Genomic DNA, 20,331 nt, shown 5'->3' with positions numbered 1-20,331 from the left:
TCTGCTGCCAGGTTGGCCGCGCCTGCCGTGCGTGAGGCCGGTTGCCGGCGCTGGTAACCGGCCTGCGCAGACCCAGGGCTGGAGCGCCTTTTGGCCAAGCGGACCGGGCGCAACCCGCCTGCTGGCTGCGCCCGATCGGCTTACGGCCAGCCAGGGCAGCGCACGTGTCCTTCAGCGGTGGGCGTATCGCTCGCGCTGCCGATCGACATTGGCTGCGACTGCCTGACCTGCCATTGCTGGCACCGCCATGGCTGAGCATCGCGTTGCTGGTGGTCGTGCTGCGTGGCGGTTTCTTGCGGGCACTGGCTGCTGTGCTCACCTGTGGCTGGACGGTCCATGCCTGAAGCTGGTCCGTTGCGCGGTGTTGCGACCACGCTGCGAAGGTGCACCGTCGCCATCCCGCTTGCTGTTTCTGCATCTTTGCGCGCACCTCGTGGGTCCGCAAGCTCGCCTGCAGGGGGCGCATTGGGGCGCCACTGGCAGCAGGCCTATCGACGCTGAGGCCGCCAGCCTGATCACAACGGATCTGCGCGCAGCAAAGCAACGCGCACCAAAACAAAAGGCCGGCTCTCACGAGCCGGCCTTTGTCTTACGCAGTGAAGCAAGAATCAGCGCTTGGCGAAGGCCAGCAGATCCTTGTTGAACTGATCGGCATGGGTAATGGTCAGCCCGTGCGGCGCGCCGGGGTAGATCTTCAGTTCGGCGTTGCTGATGATCTTGGCCGACAACTTGCCCGATGCATCGATCGGCACGATCTGGTCGTCGTCGCCATGCACCACCAGCGCCGGCACGTCGATCTTCTTCAGGTCGGCGGTGTAATCGACCTCGGAGAATTCCTTGATGCAGTCGTACTGACCCTTGTGACCGCCCAGCATGCCCTGCAGCCAGAACGCATCGCGCATGCCCTGGGTGACCTTGTGGCCGTCACGGTTGGCACCGAAGAACGGCGTGGTCAGGTCCTGATAGAACTGCGAACGGTCCTTGGCAACGCCATCGCGGATGCCGTCGAACACGCTCATCGGCAGGCCGCCCGGATTGGTCGGGCTCTTGACCATCTGCGGCGGCACTGCGCCGACCAGTACCACCTTGGCCACACGCTTGCTGCCATGGCGGCCAACGTAATGCGCCACTTCGCCACCGCCGGTGGAATGGCCGACCAGGATCGCGTCCTTCAGGTCCAGCGCGTCGATCACTGCAGCCAGATCGTCCGCATAGGTGTCCATGTCGTTACCGTCCCAGGTCTGCGACGAGCGGCCATGGCTGCGGCGATCGTGTGCGACCACGCGGTAGCCGTGCTGGCCCATGAACAGCATTTGCGGGTCCCAGGCATCGCCGCTGAGCGGCCATCCATGTGCGAAGACGACCGGCTGGCCCTTGCCCCAATCCTTGTAGAAGATATTGGCGCCGTCGGGGCGTTTGACGAAATTGGACATCGGGTTGACTCCGTGAGTGGACGAGTGGGGTGGGGTGGTGGCGGGGGCGCGTGCGGGAGGTGCGGCAGTGGCGAACGCGGGCAGCGACAACGCTGCTACGGCGACCGTGCCGGTGATGAGAAAGCTGCGGCGTCCGGCGTCGGCCGGATGCGCCTCTAACGGATCCATAAACATTCCTGGGGCGAGGGGCATGCAGCCCGGCGATGGCACGATGCGATACGCATCGTGCTTGCATGGGCCCGCGCCACGCGGTGCGACGCAGGCCACGGGCGTGCCGGTGCATGCGAGCAGTAGACCGCCTGCGTCGCAGCGCAGATTGCATCTGCGTGCGCTCTACAGCGGTTATCCCCAGCGTTGCGGATCAGCTCGTTCGCTGCAGTCGATGCGCCGTAATGGATCATCCGGGTATCCAGCTCGCACGAACGCAATGCAGCGCCGATCAACGCTCCTCCGTGCATCCTGCCTGGCTCTGCAGCGCACGCAGCTGCCGCATCGCATCGACCACGCCGGTCGTGCTCGCCACTCACTGCAGCGCAGTGTCCCACAGCAGCTTCAGGTTCAAGCCGACGATCACCGCCGCAATGACCCAGGCGATGCGCACCAGCCACGGCGGTGCCACCAGCGCGCCCATCAACTCACGGTCCGACACGAAGCGCACCAGCGGGATCACCGCAAACGGCAGCTGCATCGACAGCACCACCTGGCTGAGCACCAGGAGCCGCGCGGTACCGGCCTCGCCATACAACCAGGTCACGATCACCACCGGCACGATGGCGATGCCGCGCGTCAGCAGGCGGCGCAGCCACGGCGGCAAACGCAGTTGCAGGAAGCCTTCCATCACGATCTGCCCGGCCAGCGTGGCGGTGACGGTGGAATTGACGCCGGAGGCCAGCAGCGCCACTGCGAACAGCGTCGAGGCCAGGCCCACGCCCAGCATCGGCGCGAGCAGGGCATGGGCCTGTTCGATTTCCTGCACATCGGTGCGGCCCTGCGCATGGAACACCGCCGCCGCCAGGATCAGGATCGAGGCGTTGATGAACAGCGCGAACATCAACGCCACGGTGCTGTCGGTCACCGCCCAGCGCAGCGCCGACTTGCGGCCCGCATCGGTGCGCGGATACGCACGTGTCTGCACGATCGACGAATGCAGGTACAGGTTATGCGGCATCACCGTCGCACCGATGATGCCGATCGCCAGATACAGCGCGCGCGGGTCGGTGACCACCTGCGCACGCGGAATGAAGCCGCCCAGCACGGCGGCGATCGGTGGTGCCGCCAGCGCGATCTGGACGCCGAAGCAGACGAAGATGATCAACAGCAGCGCGATCACGAACGCTTCCAGCGCACGGAAACCGCGGTTCATCAGCAACAGCACCAGCACCACGTCCACCGCAGTGATGATGGCGCCCACGGTCAGCGGAATGCCGAACAACAGCTTCAACGCAATGGCGGTGCCGATCACCTCGGCCAGATCGCAGGCGATGATCGCCAGTTCGCAGATGCCCCACAGCGCCAGGTTCACTCCGCGCGGGTAGCGCGCCCGGCAGGCCTGCGCCAGGTCCAGCCCGGTCGCGATGCCCAGCCGCGCCGACAGGCTCTGCAGCACGATCGCCATCAGGTTGGACAGCAGGATCACCGACAGCAGCAGATAGCCGAACTGCGAGCCGCCGGCCAGGTCGGTGGCCCAGTTGCCCGGGTCCATGTACCCGACCGACACCATATAGCCCGGGCCCAGGAACGCCAGCAGCCGGAACCACCAGTGCCCGCCCTTGGGTACGGCGACGCTGGCGTGGTGATCGCCCAACCCGCCATTGGCCGCGGCCGGCAAGGGGAGGGGCGAGGTCGGGTGAGGACGGAGATCGACGGACATGCGGCGCAGGCTGGCGGGGATTCACACCGATGATATAGCAAGGGCTATGCTATTGAGCATTGGCAATTTAAATCGTAATGATCGGCTGCGTGCTTCAAACTACACATCCCGGCACTGGCGCCGGACGTGATGACGGGGATGAGGGTGGGCAAGAGCGAAAAGCTGGAAGCAGCCGCGCCGGCGCTGATCGACGCGCAGGTGCATATGGAGAGCTTCCGTCAGGTGCGCGAAGCGCGCCGCGCCGAGCTGGTCGAGGACTATGTGGAGCTGATCTCCGATCTGCTGGTCGACGGCGGCGAAGCGCGTCAGGTCGATATCGCCGCGCGCTTAGGCGTGGCGCAGCCGACCGTGGCCAAGATGCTCAAGCGCCTGGTGCGCGACGGCTGGGTGGTGCAGCGCCCGTACCGCGGGGTGTTCCTGACCCCGGCCGGCGAGGCGCTGGCGGCGTCCAGCCGGCAGCGCCATCAGATCGTCGAACGTTTCCTGCTCGCCCTGGGCATCGACGAGGCCACCGCGCGCCGTGACGCCGAAGGCATCGAGCACCATGTCAGCGAAGCCACCGTGGCCGCGTTCGCCGCCTTCCTGGATCGCCAGGGCGGCAGCGCCGCGTGAGCATGCCGGTGGAAACGTCGGTAGACGCGGCGCAGACGCTGATCGACCAACAGTGGATGCAACGCGCCCTGCAACTGGCCGAGCGTGCCGAACGCGACTTTGACGAGATCCCGGTCGGCGCGCTCCTGATCGATGCCAGGGGCACCGTGCTGGGCGAGGGCTGGAACTTCAATATCGCCAGCCACGATCCCAGCGCGCATGCCGAGATCATGGCCCTGCGCGAAGGCGGCCGCCGTCTGGCCAACCACCGGCTGATCGGCTGCACGCTGTACGTCACGCTGGAGCCGTGCGCGATGTGCGCGATGGCGATGATCCACGCACGCATCGCGCGGGTGGTGTTCGCCGCCAGCGACCCCAAGACCGGTGCCTGCGGCAGCGTGTTCGATCTGCCCGCCGACCCGCGCCATAACCACCGCGTGCAGGTCAGCGGTGGCGTGCTGGCCGCCGAGGCCGGTCTGCGCCTGACCAATTACTTCAGGGCCAAGCGCGGCAAGCCGCCCCTCGCGCCCTGAGCGGCGCGGCCGCGGTATGATGCGCGCCCTTCAGCATCCGGCCGGCGACGGCCCTCCACAGGACGGCGATATGGCAGACACCCTTGCAGGCAACGACCGACTGATCTGGATCGATCTGGAAATGACCGGCCTGGATACCGATCGCGATTCCATCATCGAGATCGCCACCATCGTGACCGATGCGCAGTTGAACGTGCTTGCCGAAGGACCGGAGCTGGCCATCGCCCACCCGCTGGCGACGCTGGAAGCCATGGACGAGTGGAACCGCAATCAGCACCGCCGTTCGGGGCTGTGGCAGCGCGTGCTCGACAGCCAGGTCACCCATGCCCAGGCCGAGGCGCAGACGGTGGCCTTCCTGAGTGAATGGATCCGCGCCGGCGCCTCGCCGATGTGCGGCAATTCGATCTGCCAGGACCGGCGCTTCCTGCACCGCCAGATGTCGCGCCTGGAGCGCTACTTCCACTACCGCAACCTGGACGTGTCCACCATCAAGGAGCTGGCACGGCGTTGGGCGCCGACGGTGGCCAATGGCTTTGCCAAGAGCTCGGCCCACACCGCGTTGAGCGATGTGCGTGATTCGATCGACGAGCTACGCCACTACCGCCAGTTCATGGGCGCGCTGGGCGGCGATTCCCAGGCCGACGTGCCGGCCTGAGCGCTGGCGACGGCGGCGTTGCGCGCTGTTGGCGTGTTGATTGACGGCGCCCAGTTGCGGATCACGCGCAGGTGTATGTCCGGTAACGTTTGCTGCCGGTCAGGCAGGCAAAAAGCCACATAGTTGCAACGCATCCAATAAAAAGGCCGCATCGTTCGATGCGGCCTTTTGCTTTCCATCAAGCGATTCAATGCATCAGCGCGCCAGCGGCGGACCCTTGCTCAGGTCGCCGTCGTCGGCGATGCCTTTTAGCAGCAGGTCGGCGATCGGCTTGCCGTCGGCATCGTGGTGATACACGTGCAGGTCGCGCTGCGGATACGGGATGTTGAGCCCGTTTTCCAGCAACTGGTTGCGGATCTGTTCCAGCGTGGTGCTCTTGGCCGCGCCGAAATTGCCGTTGGTCGCATACGCGAACAACATCAGATCCACCGTGCTTTCGCCCAGATTGGTGACCTGCACGAACGGTGCCGGCGACTCCAGGAGGTTCGGATTGTCCTTGGCGATCTGCAGCAACAGCTGCTGGGCTTTCTTCAGATCGTCGCCGTAGCCCACGCCCACGGTCACTTCCAGGCGCCGGTTGGGCAGGGTGCTGTAGTTGACGATCGGCGAGGTGGTGATGGTGCTGTTGGGCAGGGTGATCATGCGCTCGTCGAACGAGCGGATCCGGGTCTGGAAGATCCGGATCTCGTCGACGATGCCCTCCTGGCCGGCAATCACCACATGGTCGCCATCGCGCATCGGCCGCAGCACGATCAGCATCACGCCTGCAGCGATATTGGACAGCGAGTCCTTCAACGCCAGACCGACCGCCAGGCCGGCCGCACCCAGCACCGCGATCAGCGAGGTCGGCGGCACGCCGATCTTGCTCAGCGCACTGACGAAGACCAGCACCAGCAGCAACGCGTACAGCACGTTGCGCAGGAAGTTGGTCAGCGTGATCTCGACGCGCGCGCGGGTCAGCGCACGGTGCAGCCACTGGCTGAGCTGCTTGGCCAGCCACATGCCGACCACCACGATCAGCAGGGCCAGCCCCCAGTTGAGCGCGTATTGCGCCCACGGGATATTGGCCCAGTTGAACGCCGGCTCCGCCGTCCTGGCCGCCACCGGCCTTGCGGCGACTGCTCCCGCAGCCGCCGCCAACACCGCACCCAACATACCCATCAGCTCTCGCTCTTCAACTTGGCCAGACGCAGCCAGGTGTCGACCACGGTGTCAGGATTCAGCGATACCGACTCGATCCCTTCCTGCATCAGCCACTCCGCCAGTTCCGGGTGATCGGACGGCCCCTGTCCGCAGATGCCCACGTACTTGCCCTTGGCGCGCGCCGACTTGATCGCCATCGACAGCAGCTTCTTGACCGCCGGGTTCCGCTCGTCGAACAGATGCGCCACGATCGACGAGTCGCGGTCCAGGCCCAGGGTCAGCTGGGTCAGGTCGTTGGAGCCGATCGAGAAACCGTCGAAGATCTCCAGGAACTCGTCGGCCAGCAGCGCATTGGACGGCAGCTCGCACATCATGATGATCTTCAGGCCGTTCTCGCCCTGCTTGAGCCCGTTCTGCTCCAGCACCTCGATCACCTTGCGGCCCTCTTCCAGCGTGCGCACGAACGGGATCATCACCCAGAGGTTGTCCAGGCCCATCTCGTTGCGCACCTTCAGCACCGCCTTGCACTCCAGCGCGAAGGCCTTGGTGAAAGACGGATCGACGTAGCGGCTGGCGCCACGGAAGCCGATCATCGGGTTCTCTTCATGCGGTTCGTAACGCGAGCCGCCGATCAGGTTGGCGTATTCGTTGGACTTGAAGTCCGACAGACGCACGATCACCGTGTTCGGTGCCACCGAGGCGGTCAGCGTTGCGATGCCCTCGGCCAGGCGATTGACGTAGAAGCTCACCGGGTCGCCATAGCCGGCTGTCTTGGCGTCGATCTTCTTGCGGACGTCAGCGTCCTGCTTATCGTATTCCAGCAGCGCGTTGGGATGGATGCCGATGTGCGCGGCAATGATCATTTCCAGACGCGCCAGGCCGATGCCGGCATTGGGCAGCTGGCCGAAGTCGAACGCACGCTCCGGGTTGGCCACGTTCATCATGATCTTGAGCGGGGCAGGCGGCATGTTGCCCAGGTCGGTGGTGGTGCGCTCGAACGGCAGCAGGCCGTCGTAGATGAAACCGGTGTCGCCTTCGGCGCAGCTCACCGTCACTTCCTGACCGTCGCTGATCACATCGGTGGCGTTGCCCGAGCCGACCACGGCCGGCACGCCGAGTTCGCGCGCGATGATCGCCGCGTGGCAGGTGCGGCCGCCGCGATTGGTGACGATGGCCGATGCACGCTTCATCACCGGCTCCCAATCAGGATCGGTCATGTCGGCGATCAATACGTCGCCGGCCTGCACGCGATTCATGTCGTCCAGCGAGCGCACCACGCGTGCCACGCCGCTGCCGATCTTGGCGCCCACCGCACGGCCTTCGACCAGGATCTTGGCGTCCTTGGCTTCCAGCGAGAAACGCTCGATCTGGGTGGCGTGGCTGCGCGACTTCACGGTTTCCGGACGCGCCTGCACGATGAACAGCTTGCCGCTGACACCGTCCTTGGCCCACTCGATGTCCATCGGGCGGCCGTAGTGCTTTTCGATCACCAGCGCCTGCTTGGAAAGCTCCTGCACATCTTCATCGCTGATCGAGAAGGTGCTGCGCAGTTCCACCGGCGTGTCTTCGGTGCGCACGCGTTCGCCTGGCACATCCGAGTAGACCATGCGGATCGCCTTGCTGCCGAGCGAGCGGCGCAGGATCGCCGGCTTGCCTGCGGTCAGCGTGGGCTTGTAGACGTAGAACTCGTCCGGGTTGACCGCGCCTTGCACCACCATCTCGCCCAGACCGAAGCTGGAGGTGACGAACACCACGTCGCGGAAGCCCGATTCGGTGTCCAGCGTGAACAGCACGCCGGCCGCGCCGACGCCCGAGCGCACCATCAACTGCACGCCGGCCGACAGGAACACGTCTTCGTGCTTGAAGCCATGATGCACGCGGTAAGCGATTGCGCGGTCGTTGTAGAGGCTGGCGAACACTTCCTTGACCTTGTGCACGACATCGTCGGCACCGGTCACGTTGAGGAAGGTCTCTTGCTGGCCGGCGAACGAGGCATCGGGCAGATCTTCGGCAGTGGCCGACGAACGCACCGCCACGGCCACTTCGCCACCGCCGTTTTCCGCACACAGCTGTGCGTACGCGGTGCGGATATCGCGGTCCAGTTCCGGCTGCAGCGGAGCATCGATCACCCAGCCGCGGATTTCCTTGCCGGCAACGGTGAGGGCGCCAACGTCCTCGACATCCAGCGTCGCCAGCTTGTCGAAGATGCGCTTGGACAGATCGTTATGCGCGATGAAGTCCTTGAAAGCCTCGGCAGTGGTCGCATATCCACCGGGAACCGAAACGCCAAGCCCGGCCAGGTTGCCGATCATCTCGCCGAGCGAGGAATTCTTACCACCTACGCGGGCCAGATCGGCCAGGCGTAGCTCATGCAACCACAGGATATTCTCGTTCAAGCGCGATGCTCCGTATGGCCATCGCCCGAGCGGGCTGGATGGCCGCGTCCGTAGGAAGAAGCCGCTATGATGCAGTGCACAGCGGAATCTGCACAAGCATGAACCCGTAAGTTTTGGACACCAGTTCAAAGAGGTGGTCTTGATGTCAACAATTCGACCGGTGTTCTACGTCTCCGATGGAACCGGTATCACCGCTGAAACGATTGGGCATAGCCTGCTCACGCAGTTCAGTGGATTCAACTTCGTCACCGACCGCATGTCGTTCATTGATGATGCAGAAAAAGCGCGCGATGCGGCGCTGCGGGTGCGCGCGGCAGGTGAGCGGTACCAGGTGCGCCCGGTGGTGGTCAATTCCTGCGTCGATCCCCAGCTGAGCATGATCCTGGCCGAAAGCGGCGCCTTGATGCTGGACGTGTTCGCGCCCTTCATCGAGCCGCTGGAACGCGAACTCAATGCGCCGCGGCATTCGCGCGTGGGCCGTGCGCACGGCATGGTGGACTTCGAGACCTATCACCGCCGCATCAACGCGATGAACTTCGCGCTGAGCCACGATGACGGTATCGCACTCAATTACGACGAGGCCGACGTGATCCTGGTGGCGGTGTCGCGCGCCGGCAAGACGCCGACCTGCATCTACCTGGCATTGCATTACGGCATCCGTGCCGCCAACTACCCGTTGACCGAGGAAGATCTGGAAAACGAGCGCCTGCCGCCGCGCCTGCGCAATTACCGCAGCAAGTTGTTCGGCCTGACCATCGACCCGGAGCGGTTGCAGCAGATCCGCCAGGAGCGGCGCGCCAATTCACGCTACAGCGCGGCAGAGACCTGCCGGCGTGAGGTGGCCACCGCCGAGCGCATGTTCCAGATGGAGCGCATTCCGACCTTGAGCACCACCAATACCTCGATCGAGGAAATTTCCAGCAAGGTGTTGTCCACGCTGGGGCTGCAGCGCGAGATGTTTTGAGGCGGGGGACTGGTTGGCGGGATTGGGGATTGGGGACGCGCGTAGCGTATTCACGATCCGCAGCTGCCGTGACGTGTCACGGTCGGTCGGCGAGCGTCAAGCAAATCAAGCGGGCGGGGCGGTGCTCCACCAAGGTAGGCCTGCCGATGGCCGGTCGTCAATGCTGCCCGTGCGGCAGCGCAGCGTGTAGGATCGGTTCATGGCGCAAGCACTGAGTAAACTCGAACGCATCCCCAAGTTGAGCCGGTTCGGCTGGCTGATGGGCTTGTACGCAGAAAACTTCCAGCATCTGACCCGGCTGTTCGCACCGGCCGACCTCGCTCCCGGCTCCTATGTCTCGTCGATCGGCGATGGCCTGGACCTGCGTCTGGACGTGATCGAGTGCCACCGCTACACGGTCGAGCTGCGGCTGACCTACGACCTGTGCGATCCCGTCACCGGCGAGCCTGACCCGTCGGCCTACGTGCGCCTGTACCGCGATGCGTGCCAGGCCGAGACCACCCATTGCTACGTCGGCCGTCGCTGGCAGGACGTGATGGGCATGTTCCCGCCGCCGGCCGAGCTGATCAGCCACCGCATGCGGATGAATACGTTCCTGGGCAAGTGGCTGGACTATCTGGCCGAGCGCGGCCATGGCGTGGCTACCTTGCGTCTGGATACCGACTACGTTGCGCCACCGCGCCCGGGCTCGCAGGCTGCGGTCGGCTGAGGCTGCGCCACGCCGCTTGCACAGCATCGGTCATACTGATGCGCTCGATTCCAGCTCGCCCGCCATGCCCTATACCCCCATCGTCGCCACGCTCGGCTACCTGTTGTCGCCCGACGGCACACAGGTGTTGATGATCCATCGCAATGCCCGCCCCGGCGATCAGCATCTGGGCAAATACAACGGGCTCGGTGGCAAAGTGGAGCCGGACGAGGACGTACTGGCCGGCATGCGCCGCGAGATCCGCGAAGAGGCCGGCGTGGAGTGCGGCGACATGCAGCTGCGCGGCACCATCAGCTGGCCGGGCTTCGGCAAGCAGGGCGAGGACTGGCTGGGCTTCGTGTTCCTGATCCGCAGCTTCCAAGGCGAGCCGCAGGCTTCCAACCCGGAAGGCACGCTGGAATGGGTGGCGATCGACCGCATGGACCAGGTACCGATGTGGGAAGGCGACCGCAATTTCCTGCCACTGGTCTTCGATGGCGACCCGCGTCCGTTTCACGGCGTGATGCCGTATCGCGACGGGCGCATGCAGTCGTGGACGTATTCGCGCATCTGAGCGGGATTGAGGAAGTGCGCAGCCGCCCAGGCGAGCGCGGCTGTTACTGCTGGCTGGCGCGGTCAACGCAGTGCCGAAGTTAAGCGTCCGCCGTCCTTAATGGACTTCGATCTGCTGGCGCCAATGCGCACGCGATTGACCTGGCGAGCGCAACCGCAAGCCGGCGCTGCTTGCTGTGGCGACCTGCCGCCCGCATTCGCCTCCACGCACTTCTCCACACCGGTTGTGGATGAAGTCTGCGCAAGTCTGTGGACAACTGCGCGCGCGCCTTGCGGCGCAAGGCGGCCACGGAAGCTGGTGAAAATTTCGCCAGCCGCGCTTACTGCGCGGTCCAGCCGCCATCGATGGCGATCGCCTGCCCGGTGATGTTGCGTGCGGCATGCGACATCAGGAACGCGACCGTGCCGGCGAGTTCGTCGTAGTCGATGAAGGCGCCCTTGGGCATCGGCTTGAGCATCACATCGCGAATCACTGCGTCTTCGGCGATGCCGCGCGTGCGCGCCTGGTCGGCGATCTGGCGCTCCACCAGCGGGGTGCGCACATAGCTAGGGCACAGCGTGTTGACGGTGATGTCGCAGTCGGCGGTTTCCAGGGCGATGACCTTGGCCAGGCCGACCAGGCCGTGCTTGGCGGCGACATACGCGCTCTTGTACGGGCTGGCGACCAGCGAGTGGATGCTGCCGATGTTGACGATGCGCCCGTAGCCGGCCGCGCGCATGCCGGGCAGGAGCGCGCGGCTGAGCCGTGCGGCGCCGGTCAGCATCACATCCACCAGCAAGGCCCAGCGCTGCATCGGAAAGTCTTCCAGCGTGGCAACCTGCTGCAGGCCGGCATTGTTGACCAGCACCTGCGGCGCGCGCGTCACGCGCGCCAAGGCCTGCGCGATGCCGTGGTCATCGGTCACGTCCAGCGCCAGTGCTTCGGCCGAGCCGCCGGTGTCGCGCAGGCGCTGCGCGGTGCGTTCGGCTGCCGCCAGGTCCATATCGCTGACGATCAGATGGTGGCCGCCGGAGGCCAGCTCGGTGGCGATGCCGGCGCCGATGCCGCTGCCTGCGCCGGTGATCAGGATGCTGCGCTTCATGCTGTCCTCGGTGTCGATCGTGCCCGGCCGGAGCGGCCACGCTGATCGCCAGCCTAGCCGATAGCGCGAAACGGTCGCCTGCATGGCGTGCGCGCGTTACCCTTTGCGCCTCGATCACCTCAGGCTGCGCATGAAACGCCATTTCTCGATGCTGCGCGATTTCCAACTCGCGGACTGGTTCACCCTGGCCAACGCCTTCTGCGGCACCGGCGCGGTGTTCGCGTCGATGCGCTTCCTGCAGGAAGGACATCGCGGCGACCTGCTGCTGGGCATGGCGCTGATCCCGCTGGCGTTCGTGTTCGATGCGCTGGACGGGCATGTGGCGCGCTGGCGCAAGGCGTCCTCGACCCTGGGCCGCGAGCTGGATTCGCTGGCCGACGTGATCTCGTTCGGGGTGGCGCCGGCGGCGCTGGGCTATGCCTGCGGCATGCGCGGCGGCTGGGATTGGCTGGTGCTGAGCTATTTCGTCTGCTGCGGCGTGAGCCGGCTGGCGCGCTACAACGTGACTGCCGAAGAGATCGCCGGCGAGGCCGACAAGGTGCCGTACTTCGAAGGCACCCCGATCCCCACCAGCCTGCTGCTGGTGATCCTGCTGGCGGTGGCTGCCAGCAGCGGCCATATCGGCCAGACCTTGTGGTGGGGCCAGTGGCAGCTCGGGCCGTGGCAATTCCACCCGCTGGTGCTGCTGTTTGCGGTGTCCGGCTCGTTGATGATCAGCAAGACGCTGCGCATCCCCAAACCCTGACCGGTACGGCCGGGCACACGCGGTAGGATGGCTGGTGGACAGTCACGGCAAGGGATCATGGCAACCAGCGGTTCGGACAACGGCAACTTCGAAGACAAGGCGCGCCAGTACTGGAGCGCCTGGGGAGATGCCATGCGCCACGGCCAGTCCGGCGCCGCTGCACAGCCCGGTGCCGTTCCTGGGGCGGGGCCGGGCAGTGACGCACCGCAGGATTGGCGCAAGGCGATGGACTGGTGGTCGCAACTGCTGCCCACCCAGGCCGCACCGCAGGCGCAGGAGGCCATCGACCGCTTCCGTCATCAGGCCGGCGACTGGTTCGGCACCATGCAGCAGGTGGCCGCGCAGTTTGCCGGGCGCGACACCTCGGCCAATGAGGTCTCCGAAGCCTGGCGGCGCGCCGTGCAGGGGCAGGGCGAGCAGCTGATGCAGTGGACGCTGGGCTCGCTGCGTGGCGGCAGCCCGGGCGGCTTCGACCCGTGGCTGCAGGACGCCGCGCAGGCGCTGGCGAAGTGGCGGGAGGAAAACGCGCCCTGGCTGGACATGCCGGCATTCGGCGTGAGCCGCAATCACCAGGCACGCCTGCAGACGCTGGCCCGTGCGCAGCAGGAGTACCAGGCGCAATCGCAGGCCTATGGCGAACAACTCAAGTCGGCCATCGAGCAGGCGTTCGGCCGGTTCGCCTCCAAGCTGGGGGAGCACGAAAGCAGCGGCAGTCAGCTGACCAGTGCGCGTGCCTTGTTCGATCTGTGGATCGAGGCCGCCGAAGAGTCGTATGCCGACGTCGCCTTGTCCGACCAGTTTCGCGAGGTGTATGGCGGCTTTGCCAATGCTCATATGCGCCTGCGCGCCGCGTTGCAGGAAGAAGTGGAGCAGTTGAGCGAGCGTTTCGGGATGCCGACGCGTTCGGAGATGGACGCCGCGCACCGCCGCATCGCCGAGCTGGAACGTGCGGTGCGGCGCATGCTGCGCACCGCGGCCAGCCCGGCCGGCAAGCCGGCTGCAGCGGCGGCTGACCCGGTTGCGCCGGCCACGGCCAGGCGCGCGCCGGCATCCAGGGCGGACACTGCGCCCAAGCCGGCAGCGGCGACCAGCCCGGCCAAGAAATCACCAGCGAAAACCGCCCCAGCCAAGAATACGAAGGCGGCCAAAAGCGCCGCCAGGCCATCGGCCGGCACAGCTTCCGGTAAGCCGGCCGCACGCAAGCCACGTGGAGCGTAGACATGAAAGGCCCGTTGGGATTCAGCGCCGAAGACCTGATGCAGGAAACCCTGTCGATGCAGCGCAAGCTGCGCGAGGGGCTCAAGCTGTTGCCCGGCGTGGAAGACGTGGATTACGGCGTGACCGAGCGCGAGGAAATCTGGCGCGATGGCAAGGTGGTGCTGTACCGCTTTGTCGGCGAGCAGGCGCCGGTGGCCAGGACGCCGCTGCTGATCGTCTACGCGCTGGTCAACCGCCCCTACATGGTCGATCTGCAGGCCGACCGCTCGCTGGTCAAGGGCCTACTGGGCCACGGCCAGGACGTCTACGTGCTGGATTGGGGCTACCCGGACCGCTCCGAGCGTTACCTGACGCTGGAGGACTATCTGCTGCGCTATATCGATGGCGCGGTGGATCACCTGCGCGCGCAGTCGGGGCTGGAGGCAGTCGATGTGCTCGGCATCTGCCAGGGCGGCACGTTTGCGCTGTGCTATGCGGCGCTGCAGCGGCCGAAGGTGCGCAACCTGATCACCATGGTCACGCCGGTGGATTTCCACACCCCCGACAACATGCTCTCCAACTGGGCGCGCATGGTCGATGTGGATCTGTTCGTGGACACCATGGGCAACGTGCCGGCGGATCTGATGAACGCCAGTTACCTGATGCTCAAACCGTTCCGGCTGAATCTGCAGAAATACGTCGGCTTGCTCGACATCCTCGACGACAAGCAGGCGCTGGAAGATTTCCTGCGCATGGAAAAGTGGATCTTCGATTCGCCCGATCTGGCCGGCGAGGCGTTCCGCGAGTTCGTCACCCAGTTCTATCAGCGCAATGGGCTGGTGACCGGGCAGGTGCGCATCGGCGGGGAGGCGGTCGACCTGCAGGCGGTGGACATGCCGGTGCTCAACATCTACGCCGAACACGATCATCTGGTGCCGCCCGACGCCTCGCGTGCATTGCGCGGCCTGGTCGGCAGCGACGACTACACCGAGCTGAGTTTCCGCGGCGGGCATATCGGCATCTACGTCTCCGGACGTGCGCAGCGCGAGGTGCCGGTGGCGATCCACCGCTGGTTGCAGGAGCGTGGCGGCAACGCGTGATCCGGCTTCGGGTTACGCTGTGCCTGCAGCGAGCAGCCGCAGCCGTCACAAGGCGCAGTCGCTGCGCTTTTTAGACTGGGCGACACGTTCGAAGGAGCCTTCCATGGTCACGACCACCACATTGTCCCGTTCCCTCAACGACCGCATGATCGCCGGCGTGGTCGGCGGCATCGCCCGCCGCTTCGGCTGGAGCTCCACGCTGTTGCGGGTGCTGTTCGTAATCGTGTCGATCGCCTCGGCCGCGTTCCCCGGCATCCTGGTCTATCTGATCCTGTGGCTGCTGATCCCCAATCAGGCCGACTGACGCCCGCCCGGCGCCGGTGGTCGTCCGTGCAGGTGCTGGGCGCGTTGTGGACGCTGCCCAATACCTTGCTTGGCCTTGCCATCGGTGCCGCCGGCAGCTGTTTCGGCGCGCGTCCGCGCTGGTCCGGGCAGGAAGTGGCCGTGGTGTTCCATGCCTGGCCATGGGGACCGGGCGGGGCGATGACGCTGGGCAATGTGATCCTGCTCAAGGGCGCCTCACTGGATCTGCAGTGCAGCACGTATGCGCATGCGGCCGGGCGTTGTCAGCACCCGCCGGTGCGCCTGGGCGACCACGAACGTGCGCATGTCTACCAGTACATGCTGCTCGGCCCGCTGTTTTTGCCGGTGTATCTGCTGTGCGGCGGCATCCACGTGCGCAATCCGCTGGAACGGGCCGCCGACACGTATGCGCTGCACGGCCACGGCTGGTGGCCGTGGGGATCTCAGCGCAACCGCGAGAAACCGAACAGGTCCGATAACGGGTGAGGCCTGCCTTCCAGTTGCGCGCGCAATAAGCCTGCACCGATCGCGCTGTAGGTGATACCGTTGCCGCCGTACGCCATCGCGAACGACACCCGCGGCCCATGTTGCGGATGCGGGCCGAAGAATGGCAGTCCATCGGCGGTTTCGGCGAAGGTGCCGCCCCAGGCGAACACCGGGCGCAGGCTGATGTCCGGCATCGTCTGGTGGATCTTCTTCAGCAGCGTCTTCAGCTTGCGCATGACACGTGCGTCGCGACGTGCGGGCAGATCGATGTTGTCGTCTTCGCCGCCGGCCACCACGCGTCCATCCGGCGTGCTGCGCAGGTAGAGATAGGGACGCGCGGTTTCCCACATCATGGTGTGCTTGAGCGCGCCCATCTCGCCATCGTGCAGCGGATCGGTCACGAATGCGTAGCTGCTGCGGTTGCGTGCAACGCGCTGCGACAGCCACTGCTGGTTTGCGTAGCCTGCGGCCATGATGACGTGCCGGGCGCGCAGCGTGACCCCGTCGCGGGTGCGCAACGCGACATGCCGGTCGTGGGGTGTGAGGGTGGCGATCGCGGTGCGGTCGTAGATGCGCGCGCCGTAATGCTCGCCTTCTGCAAACAGGCGGTAGCACAGCCGATACGGATCGACGCTGGCAGCCAGGCGGCTGAGGATCGCACCCTCGGAGCGTACGCCGTAGTTGTGCCACAACGGCGCGCGCTCGATCCATTCGACCGGAAGAGTGTGGGTTTTTCGCACCTGCAGTTCGCTGCGTAGGTCGTCGAGATCCCGCGACCGGCTGGCGTAGTACAGGCTGTCCTGACGGCTGAAGTCGCAGCCGCCCAGCGTATTGCAGAGGCCTTGCAGGTCGATGATGGCTTGCGCGCACGCAGCGTATGCAAGCGCTGCCGCCGGCATGCCGTAATGCCTGGCCAACTCGATCATCGGTGTGTCGATTTCGTACTGCAGCAAGGCGGTACTGGCCGAGGTACTGCCCCAGCCGATCTCGCGCTGCTCGAGCACCACCACCTCGTGCCCGTGCTTGAGCAGTTCGTGCGCGATCAGCGCGGCGGTGACCCCGCCGCCGATGATGGCCACCTCGCAATCGGTGTCCCGCTCCAGACGTGGATAGGCGCGCATCAACCCGTTGCGGATCGACCAGAACGGGTAGCCACTCTTGAGGTCCATGCGGTGTCGTACGTGCGGGCGGAGCGCAATTGGACCGGCAGGCCGGGTGAAGCGGTTGTGCAGACAGGCGAGGGATCCCGCCGTCACCAAACCGCAAACAGCCGGCGTTAACGTGCGTGGAAAGCTCCTCACGGCGCGGTCGTTATGCTCGCGCCACTAACGTAGTCACAGTTGTTAATGAGGGTGTGGGCATGTCGATCGTTCTGTACGTCGGTGGCAGCAAAGATGGCGACAAGGGAGTTGTGCCTTACGGGTTCAGCAAGTCGCGCGCGATGACCGACGCTGGCCCGGAGATCTATGTCGAGCGCATGGTGCCGTTGAAGGACGTCGGCAAGATCCGCGTGATGGCACTGGAATCGCTGCACGAAAGCATCCTGGTCGAGCGCGCGGCCACGCATTACGCAGGTCGCGCCAGCTAAGCGCAGCCGACCGGACGAGTGCGCCCACCGTCAGTGGGCGCCAAGTGCCCACTGCTGCAGGTATCGCAACGGTACTTCAGCGCTTCCGCACCATCGGTAACCACCTGACGATCGCCCGCTAGCGCTTGTCAGCCATCGACGGGCGCGCCGGCATAGGGTTATGGCGATCCTGTCAACGGGTTCCCGCGGCGGGCCAGCACTGCGAAAATGCTTTTTTCAGTGAAGCGGCTCCGGCCGCGCCGCCATGCACGACAGCCAGCTTGCCCAGCAGATCGCTCGCACCATCGCCGACGAGATCGGTGCCCAACCCGCCCAGGCGCGCGCCGCCATTGCCCTTCTCGACGAAGGCGCCAGCGTTCCGTTCATCGCGCGCTATCGCAAGGAAGTCACCGGCGGGCTGGACGATACCCAGCTGCGCAATCTGGAAACGCGCCTGACCTATCTGCGCGAGCTGGAAGAGCGCCGCGCGGCGATCCTGTCCAGCATCGGCGAGCAGGGCAAACTCAGCGACGAATTGCGCGCCGAGATCGTGGCGGCCGACAGCAAGTCGCGGCTGGAAGACCTGTACCTGCCTTACAAGCCCAAGCGCCGCACGCGTGCGCAGATTGCGCGCGAAGCCGGTCTGGAGCCGCTGGCCGATGGCCTGCTGGCCGACCCGAGCCAGGCGCCGGAAGTCGCTGCTGCGGCCTACATCGACGCGGAAAAGGGCGTGGCCGATATCAAGGCAGCGCTGGAAGGCGCACGCGCCATCCTGATGGAGCGCTGGGGCGAAGATGCCGCCCTGGTGGGCGAGCTGCGCAGCTGGTTGAACGACAACGGCGTGATCCGCGCGCGCGTTGCCGAGGGCAAGGAAGAGGCCGGTGCCAAGTACCGCGATTACTTCGATCATGCCGAATCGCTGTCCAAGATTCCCTCGCACCGCTTGCTGGCGCTGTTTCGTGCGCGCCGCGAGGAGTTCCTGTACCTGGATCTGGAGCCGGGCAACGATGCCGAGGCCGGCCATCAGTACGCTGAGGGCCGTGTGGCGCGCAATGCCGGCATCTCCAACCAGAACCGTCCGGCCGATCGCTGGTTGCTGGATGCCTGCCGGCTGACCTGGCGCGCCAAGCTGCACATGCATCTGCTGCTGGACCTGTTCAACCAGGCGCGGGAGAAGGCCGAGGCCGAGGCGATCGCCGTGTTCGGCGACAACCTCAAGGACCTGATGCTGGCCGCGCCGGCCGGCCCGCGCGTGGTGCTGGGGCTGGACCCGGGTATCCGCACCGGTTGCAAGATCGCCGTGGTCGATGCCACCGGCAAGCTGGTGGCCACCGAGACGATCTACCCGCACGAGCCCAAGCGGCAATGGGAGCAGTCGCTGCAGACGATCAAGAAGCTGTGCATGCAACACAACGTGGAGCTGATTGCGATCGGCAATGGCACCGCCAGCCGCGAGACCGACAAACTCGCCGGTGAGGCGATCGCGCTGTGCGGGGCGAGCAAGCTGCAGAAGATCGTGGTCAGCGAAGCCGGTGCGTCGGTGTATTCGGCGTCCGAGTTTGCTGCCAAGGAGTTCCCCAATCTGGACGTGTCGCTGCGCGGTGCGGTGTCGATTGCGCGGCGCCTGCAGGATCCGCTGGCCGAGCTGGTCAAGATCGAGCCCAAGGCGATCGGCGTGGGCCAGTATCAGCACGACGTGGACCAGTATCGTCTGGCCAAGGCGCTGGAGGCGCGCGTGGAAGACTGCGTCAATGCGGTCGGCGTGTACGTCAATACCGCGTCGGCGGCGCTGCTGTCGCGCGTGTCCGGGCTGTCGAGCACGGTGGCGGAAAATATCGTGCGCCATCGCGACGACAACGGGCCGTTCAAGCGCCGCAAGGACCTGCTCAAGGTGCCGCGTCTGGGCGACAAGACCTTCGAACAATGCGCCGGTTTCCTGCGCATCGCCGATGGCGACGAGCCGCTGGACGTGTCAGCGGTGCATCCGGAAGCCTATCCGGTGGTCGAGCGCATCGTTGGCAGCACCGGCAAGCCGATCAAGGCCCTGCTGGGCGATGGCAGCTTCCTGCGTGGGCTCAAGCCGGAGCTGTTCACCGACGAGCAGTTCGGCGTACCGACCGTGCGCGACATCCTCAAGGAGCTGGAAAAACCCGGCCGCGATCCGCGCCCCGAGTTCAAGGCGGCGCAGTTCGCCGAAGGCATCGAGGACATCAAGCATCTCAAGCCCGGCATGGTGCTCGAAGGCGTGGTCAGCAACGTGGCCGCATTCGGTGCGTTCGTCGACATCGGCGTGCATCAGGATGGCCTGGTGCACATCTCCGCGTTGTCGGACACCTTCGTCAAGGATCCGCGCGATGTGGTCAAGGCCGGCGACATCGTCAAGGTCAAGGTGCTGGAAGTGGACGTGGCGCGCAAACGCATCGCACTGACCTGCCGTCTGTCCGATACGCCACCGCCGGCCGATGCTGCAGCCCAATCGCGCGATCAGCGCGGCAACGGCGGCACGGGGCAGGGCCGGCGCGATGGTGGCGGTGGGCGTGGCCCGGCGCAGGGCAACAGCAAGCCGCGCACTACTGCGCCGCCGGCCGACAACGCGCTGGCCGCGGCATTCGCTCGCGCCAAGCGCGGCTGAGTCAGCGTGCCCGGCGGCTGCCCTGGCGTGGCTGGGCCGTGTAGATAGACCCGCTCGCAAGGCGGCGGGTCCGGCTGCGATTGGATCGCGCTTGGGCAGGCTGATCTGCAACTTGGCTGCGGGTCCGTGCACTCCGACCACCGCGGTGCGCCTATGCAGATACGATCAGTCGTAAGGCGGCTGGTCTGAGGTCTTGCTGCAGGGCCCTTGCCCGCCCACCATCGCAGGACACGCCGCAAGTAGGTCCATGTAGGCTCTTACGCGGCATCCATGCCGCGTAAGGTCCCGCGACGGTAGGCGGGCAAGGACCTGTTGGGATGGTCGGTGTGTGTGTGTGCTGCAAGCAGCACTTGGTTGACCACGCTGTTTTATT

Annotated in this window: 19 protein-coding genes; 13 read left to right on the top strand and 6 right to left on the bottom strand. The window is 65.7% G+C overall.

Going from position 1 to position 20,331, the window contains the following annotated elements; all coding sequences use genetic code 11:
• Positions 1 to 608 precede the first annotated feature (608 nt).
• Both ABQ039_RS10555 and ABQ039_RS10550 read right to left on the bottom strand, forming a co-directional pair.
• The gene (locus ABQ039_RS10555) at positions 609 to 1,433 is read right to left on the bottom strand and encodes an alpha/beta fold hydrolase (RefSeq protein WP_184609546.1); all 825 of its coding nucleotides are present in this window, start codon (positions 1,431 to 1,433) and stop codon (positions 609 to 611) included.
• Positions 1,434 to 1,956: 523 nt separating this feature from the next.
• Positions 1,957 to 3,303, bottom strand: coding sequence for an Nramp family divalent metal transporter (locus tag ABQ039_RS10550; RefSeq protein ID WP_047128762.1), 1,347 nt, complete (start codon positions 3,301 to 3,303; stop codon positions 1,957 to 1,959).
• 144 nt (positions 3,304 to 3,447) lie between these two features.
• Here ABQ039_RS10550 and mntR point away from each other — a divergent pair, with 144 nt between their 5' ends.
• The 3 genes from mntR to orn all read left to right on the top strand — a co-directional run bounded on the left by mntR (position 3,448) and on the right by orn (position 5,082).
• Entirely contained in the window at positions 3,448 to 3,915 is a 468-nt protein-coding gene (gene mntR, locus ABQ039_RS10545) for a manganese-binding transcriptional regulator MntR (RefSeq protein WP_024939187.1), read from the top strand.
• Positions 3,916 to 3,917: 2 nt separating this feature from the next.
• Positions 3,918 to 4,427 carry a tRNA adenosine(34) deaminase TadA gene (gene tadA / locus ABQ039_RS10540; RefSeq protein WP_184609547.1) on the top strand — a complete coding sequence of 170 codons (510 nt, stop codon included), beginning with the start codon at positions 3,918 to 3,920 and terminating at the stop codon, positions 4,425 to 4,427.
• Between the two features lie 70 nt (positions 4,428 to 4,497).
• Positions 4,498 to 5,082, top strand: a complete 585-nt coding sequence (gene orn, locus ABQ039_RS10535; RefSeq protein WP_024939185.1) for an oligoribonuclease — start codon at positions 4,498 to 4,500, stop codon at positions 5,080 to 5,082.
• 195 nt (positions 5,083 to 5,277) lie between these two features.
• Here the strand turns inward: orn and ABQ039_RS10530 are convergent, their stop codons facing one another.
• The gene (locus ABQ039_RS10530) at positions 5,278 to 6,243 is read right to left on the bottom strand and encodes a mechanosensitive ion channel family protein (protein WP_184609445.1); all 966 of its coding nucleotides are present in this window, start codon (positions 6,241 to 6,243) and stop codon (positions 5,278 to 5,280) included.
• Positions 6,243 to 8,621 (bottom strand): phosphoenolpyruvate synthase, encoded by a 2,379-nt coding sequence (ppsA, locus tag ABQ039_RS10525; protein WP_184609448.1) that lies wholly within the window; start codon positions 8,619 to 8,621, stop codon positions 6,243 to 6,245. Before ppsA ends, ABQ039_RS10530 begins: the two co-directional genes overlap by 1 nt.
• 142 nt (positions 8,622 to 8,763) lie before the next feature.
• Here ppsA and ABQ039_RS10520 point away from each other — a divergent pair, with 142 nt between their 5' ends.
• The 3 genes from ABQ039_RS10520 to ABQ039_RS10510 all read left to right on the top strand — a co-directional run bounded on the left by ABQ039_RS10520 (position 8,764) and on the right by ABQ039_RS10510 (position 10,847).
• On the top strand, positions 8,764 to 9,585 hold the full coding sequence (locus tag ABQ039_RS10520; protein ID WP_024939184.1) for a pyruvate, water dikinase regulatory protein: 822 nt from the start codon (positions 8,764 to 8,766) through the stop codon (positions 9,583 to 9,585).
• A gap of 199 nt (positions 9,586 to 9,784) precedes the next feature.
• A complete protein-coding gene (locus ABQ039_RS10515) occupies positions 9,785 to 10,294 on the top strand; it encodes a DUF1249 domain-containing protein (protein ID WP_349777775.1) in 510 nt (169 codons plus the stop codon).
• Between the two features lie 64 nt (positions 10,295 to 10,358).
• Positions 10,359 to 10,847, top strand: coding sequence for an 8-oxo-dGTP diphosphatase (locus ABQ039_RS10510; RefSeq protein ID WP_024939182.1), 489 nt, complete (start codon positions 10,359 to 10,361; stop codon positions 10,845 to 10,847).
• A gap of 319 nt (positions 10,848 to 11,166) precedes the next feature.
• Here ABQ039_RS10510 and ABQ039_RS10505 read toward each other — a convergent pair whose 3' ends face one another.
• Positions 11,167 to 11,928, bottom strand: a complete 762-nt coding sequence (locus ABQ039_RS10505; protein ID WP_184609450.1) for a 3-hydroxybutyrate dehydrogenase — start codon at positions 11,926 to 11,928, stop codon at positions 11,167 to 11,169.
• 82 nt (positions 11,929 to 12,010) lie between these two features.
• On the opposite strand from ABQ039_RS10505, the gene ABQ039_RS10500 reads away from it, so the two are divergent.
• The 5 genes from ABQ039_RS10500 to ABQ039_RS10480 all read left to right on the top strand — a co-directional run bounded on the left by ABQ039_RS10500 (position 12,011) and on the right by ABQ039_RS10480 (position 15,759).
• Complete coding sequence (locus tag ABQ039_RS10500) at positions 12,011 to 12,673, top strand: phosphatidylcholine/phosphatidylserine synthase (RefSeq protein ID WP_179465750.1); 663 nt, start codon at positions 12,011 to 12,013, stop codon at positions 12,671 to 12,673.
• Positions 12,674 to 12,727: 54 nt separating this feature from the next.
• A complete protein-coding gene (phaE, locus tag ABQ039_RS10495; protein ID WP_349777918.1) occupies positions 12,728 to 13,891 on the top strand; it encodes a class III poly(R)-hydroxyalkanoic acid synthase subunit PhaE in 1,164 nt (387 codons plus the stop codon).
• 2 nt (positions 13,892 to 13,893) lie between these two features.
• The gene (locus ABQ039_RS10490; protein WP_024938704.1) at positions 13,894 to 14,970 is read left to right on the top strand and encodes a class III poly(R)-hydroxyalkanoic acid synthase subunit PhaC; all 1,077 of its coding nucleotides are present in this window, start codon (positions 13,894 to 13,896) and stop codon (positions 14,968 to 14,970) included.
• Positions 14,971 to 15,073: 103 nt separating this feature from the next.
• Complete coding sequence (locus tag ABQ039_RS10485; protein WP_104574704.1) at positions 15,074 to 15,274, top strand: PspC domain-containing protein; 201 nt, start codon at positions 15,074 to 15,076, stop codon at positions 15,272 to 15,274.
• Positions 15,244 to 15,759: a hypothetical protein gene (locus ABQ039_RS10480; protein WP_349777776.1), complete on the top strand. Its 516-nt coding sequence runs from the start codon at positions 15,244 to 15,246 to the stop codon at positions 15,757 to 15,759. The genes ABQ039_RS10485 and ABQ039_RS10480 overlap by 31 nt, the downstream gene beginning before the upstream one ends.
• On the opposite strand, the gene ABQ039_RS10475 is transcribed toward ABQ039_RS10480, so the two are convergent.
• Positions 15,717 to 16,928 carry an FAD-dependent oxidoreductase gene (locus ABQ039_RS10475; RefSeq protein ID WP_349777777.1) on the bottom strand — a complete coding sequence of 404 codons (1,212 nt, stop codon included), beginning with the start codon at positions 16,926 to 16,928 and terminating at the stop codon, positions 15,717 to 15,719. The genes ABQ039_RS10480 and ABQ039_RS10475 overlap by 43 nt on opposite strands.
• Before the next feature lie 191 nt (positions 16,929 to 17,119).
• Here ABQ039_RS10475 and ABQ039_RS10470 point away from each other — a divergent pair, with 191 nt between their 5' ends.
• Both ABQ039_RS10470 and ABQ039_RS10465 read left to right on the top strand, forming a co-directional pair.
• The gene (locus ABQ039_RS10470; protein WP_016904406.1) at positions 17,120 to 17,347 is read left to right on the top strand and encodes a hypothetical protein; all 228 of its coding nucleotides are present in this window, start codon (positions 17,120 to 17,122) and stop codon (positions 17,345 to 17,347) included.
• A 244-nt stretch (positions 17,348 to 17,591) separates the two neighbouring features.
• On the top strand, positions 17,592 to 19,958 hold the full coding sequence (locus ABQ039_RS10465; protein WP_349777778.1) for a Tex family protein: 2,367 nt from the start codon (positions 17,592 to 17,594) through the stop codon (positions 19,956 to 19,958).
• Positions 19,959 to 20,331: the final 373 nt, after the last annotated feature.

It is taken from the genome of Xanthomonas sp. WHRI 6108, assembly GCF_040202385.2.
Lineage (GTDB): Bacteria > Pseudomonadota > Gammaproteobacteria > Xanthomonadales > Xanthomonadaceae > Xanthomonas > Xanthomonas arboricola.
This window is presented reverse-complemented; position numbering and strand designations above follow the sequence as displayed.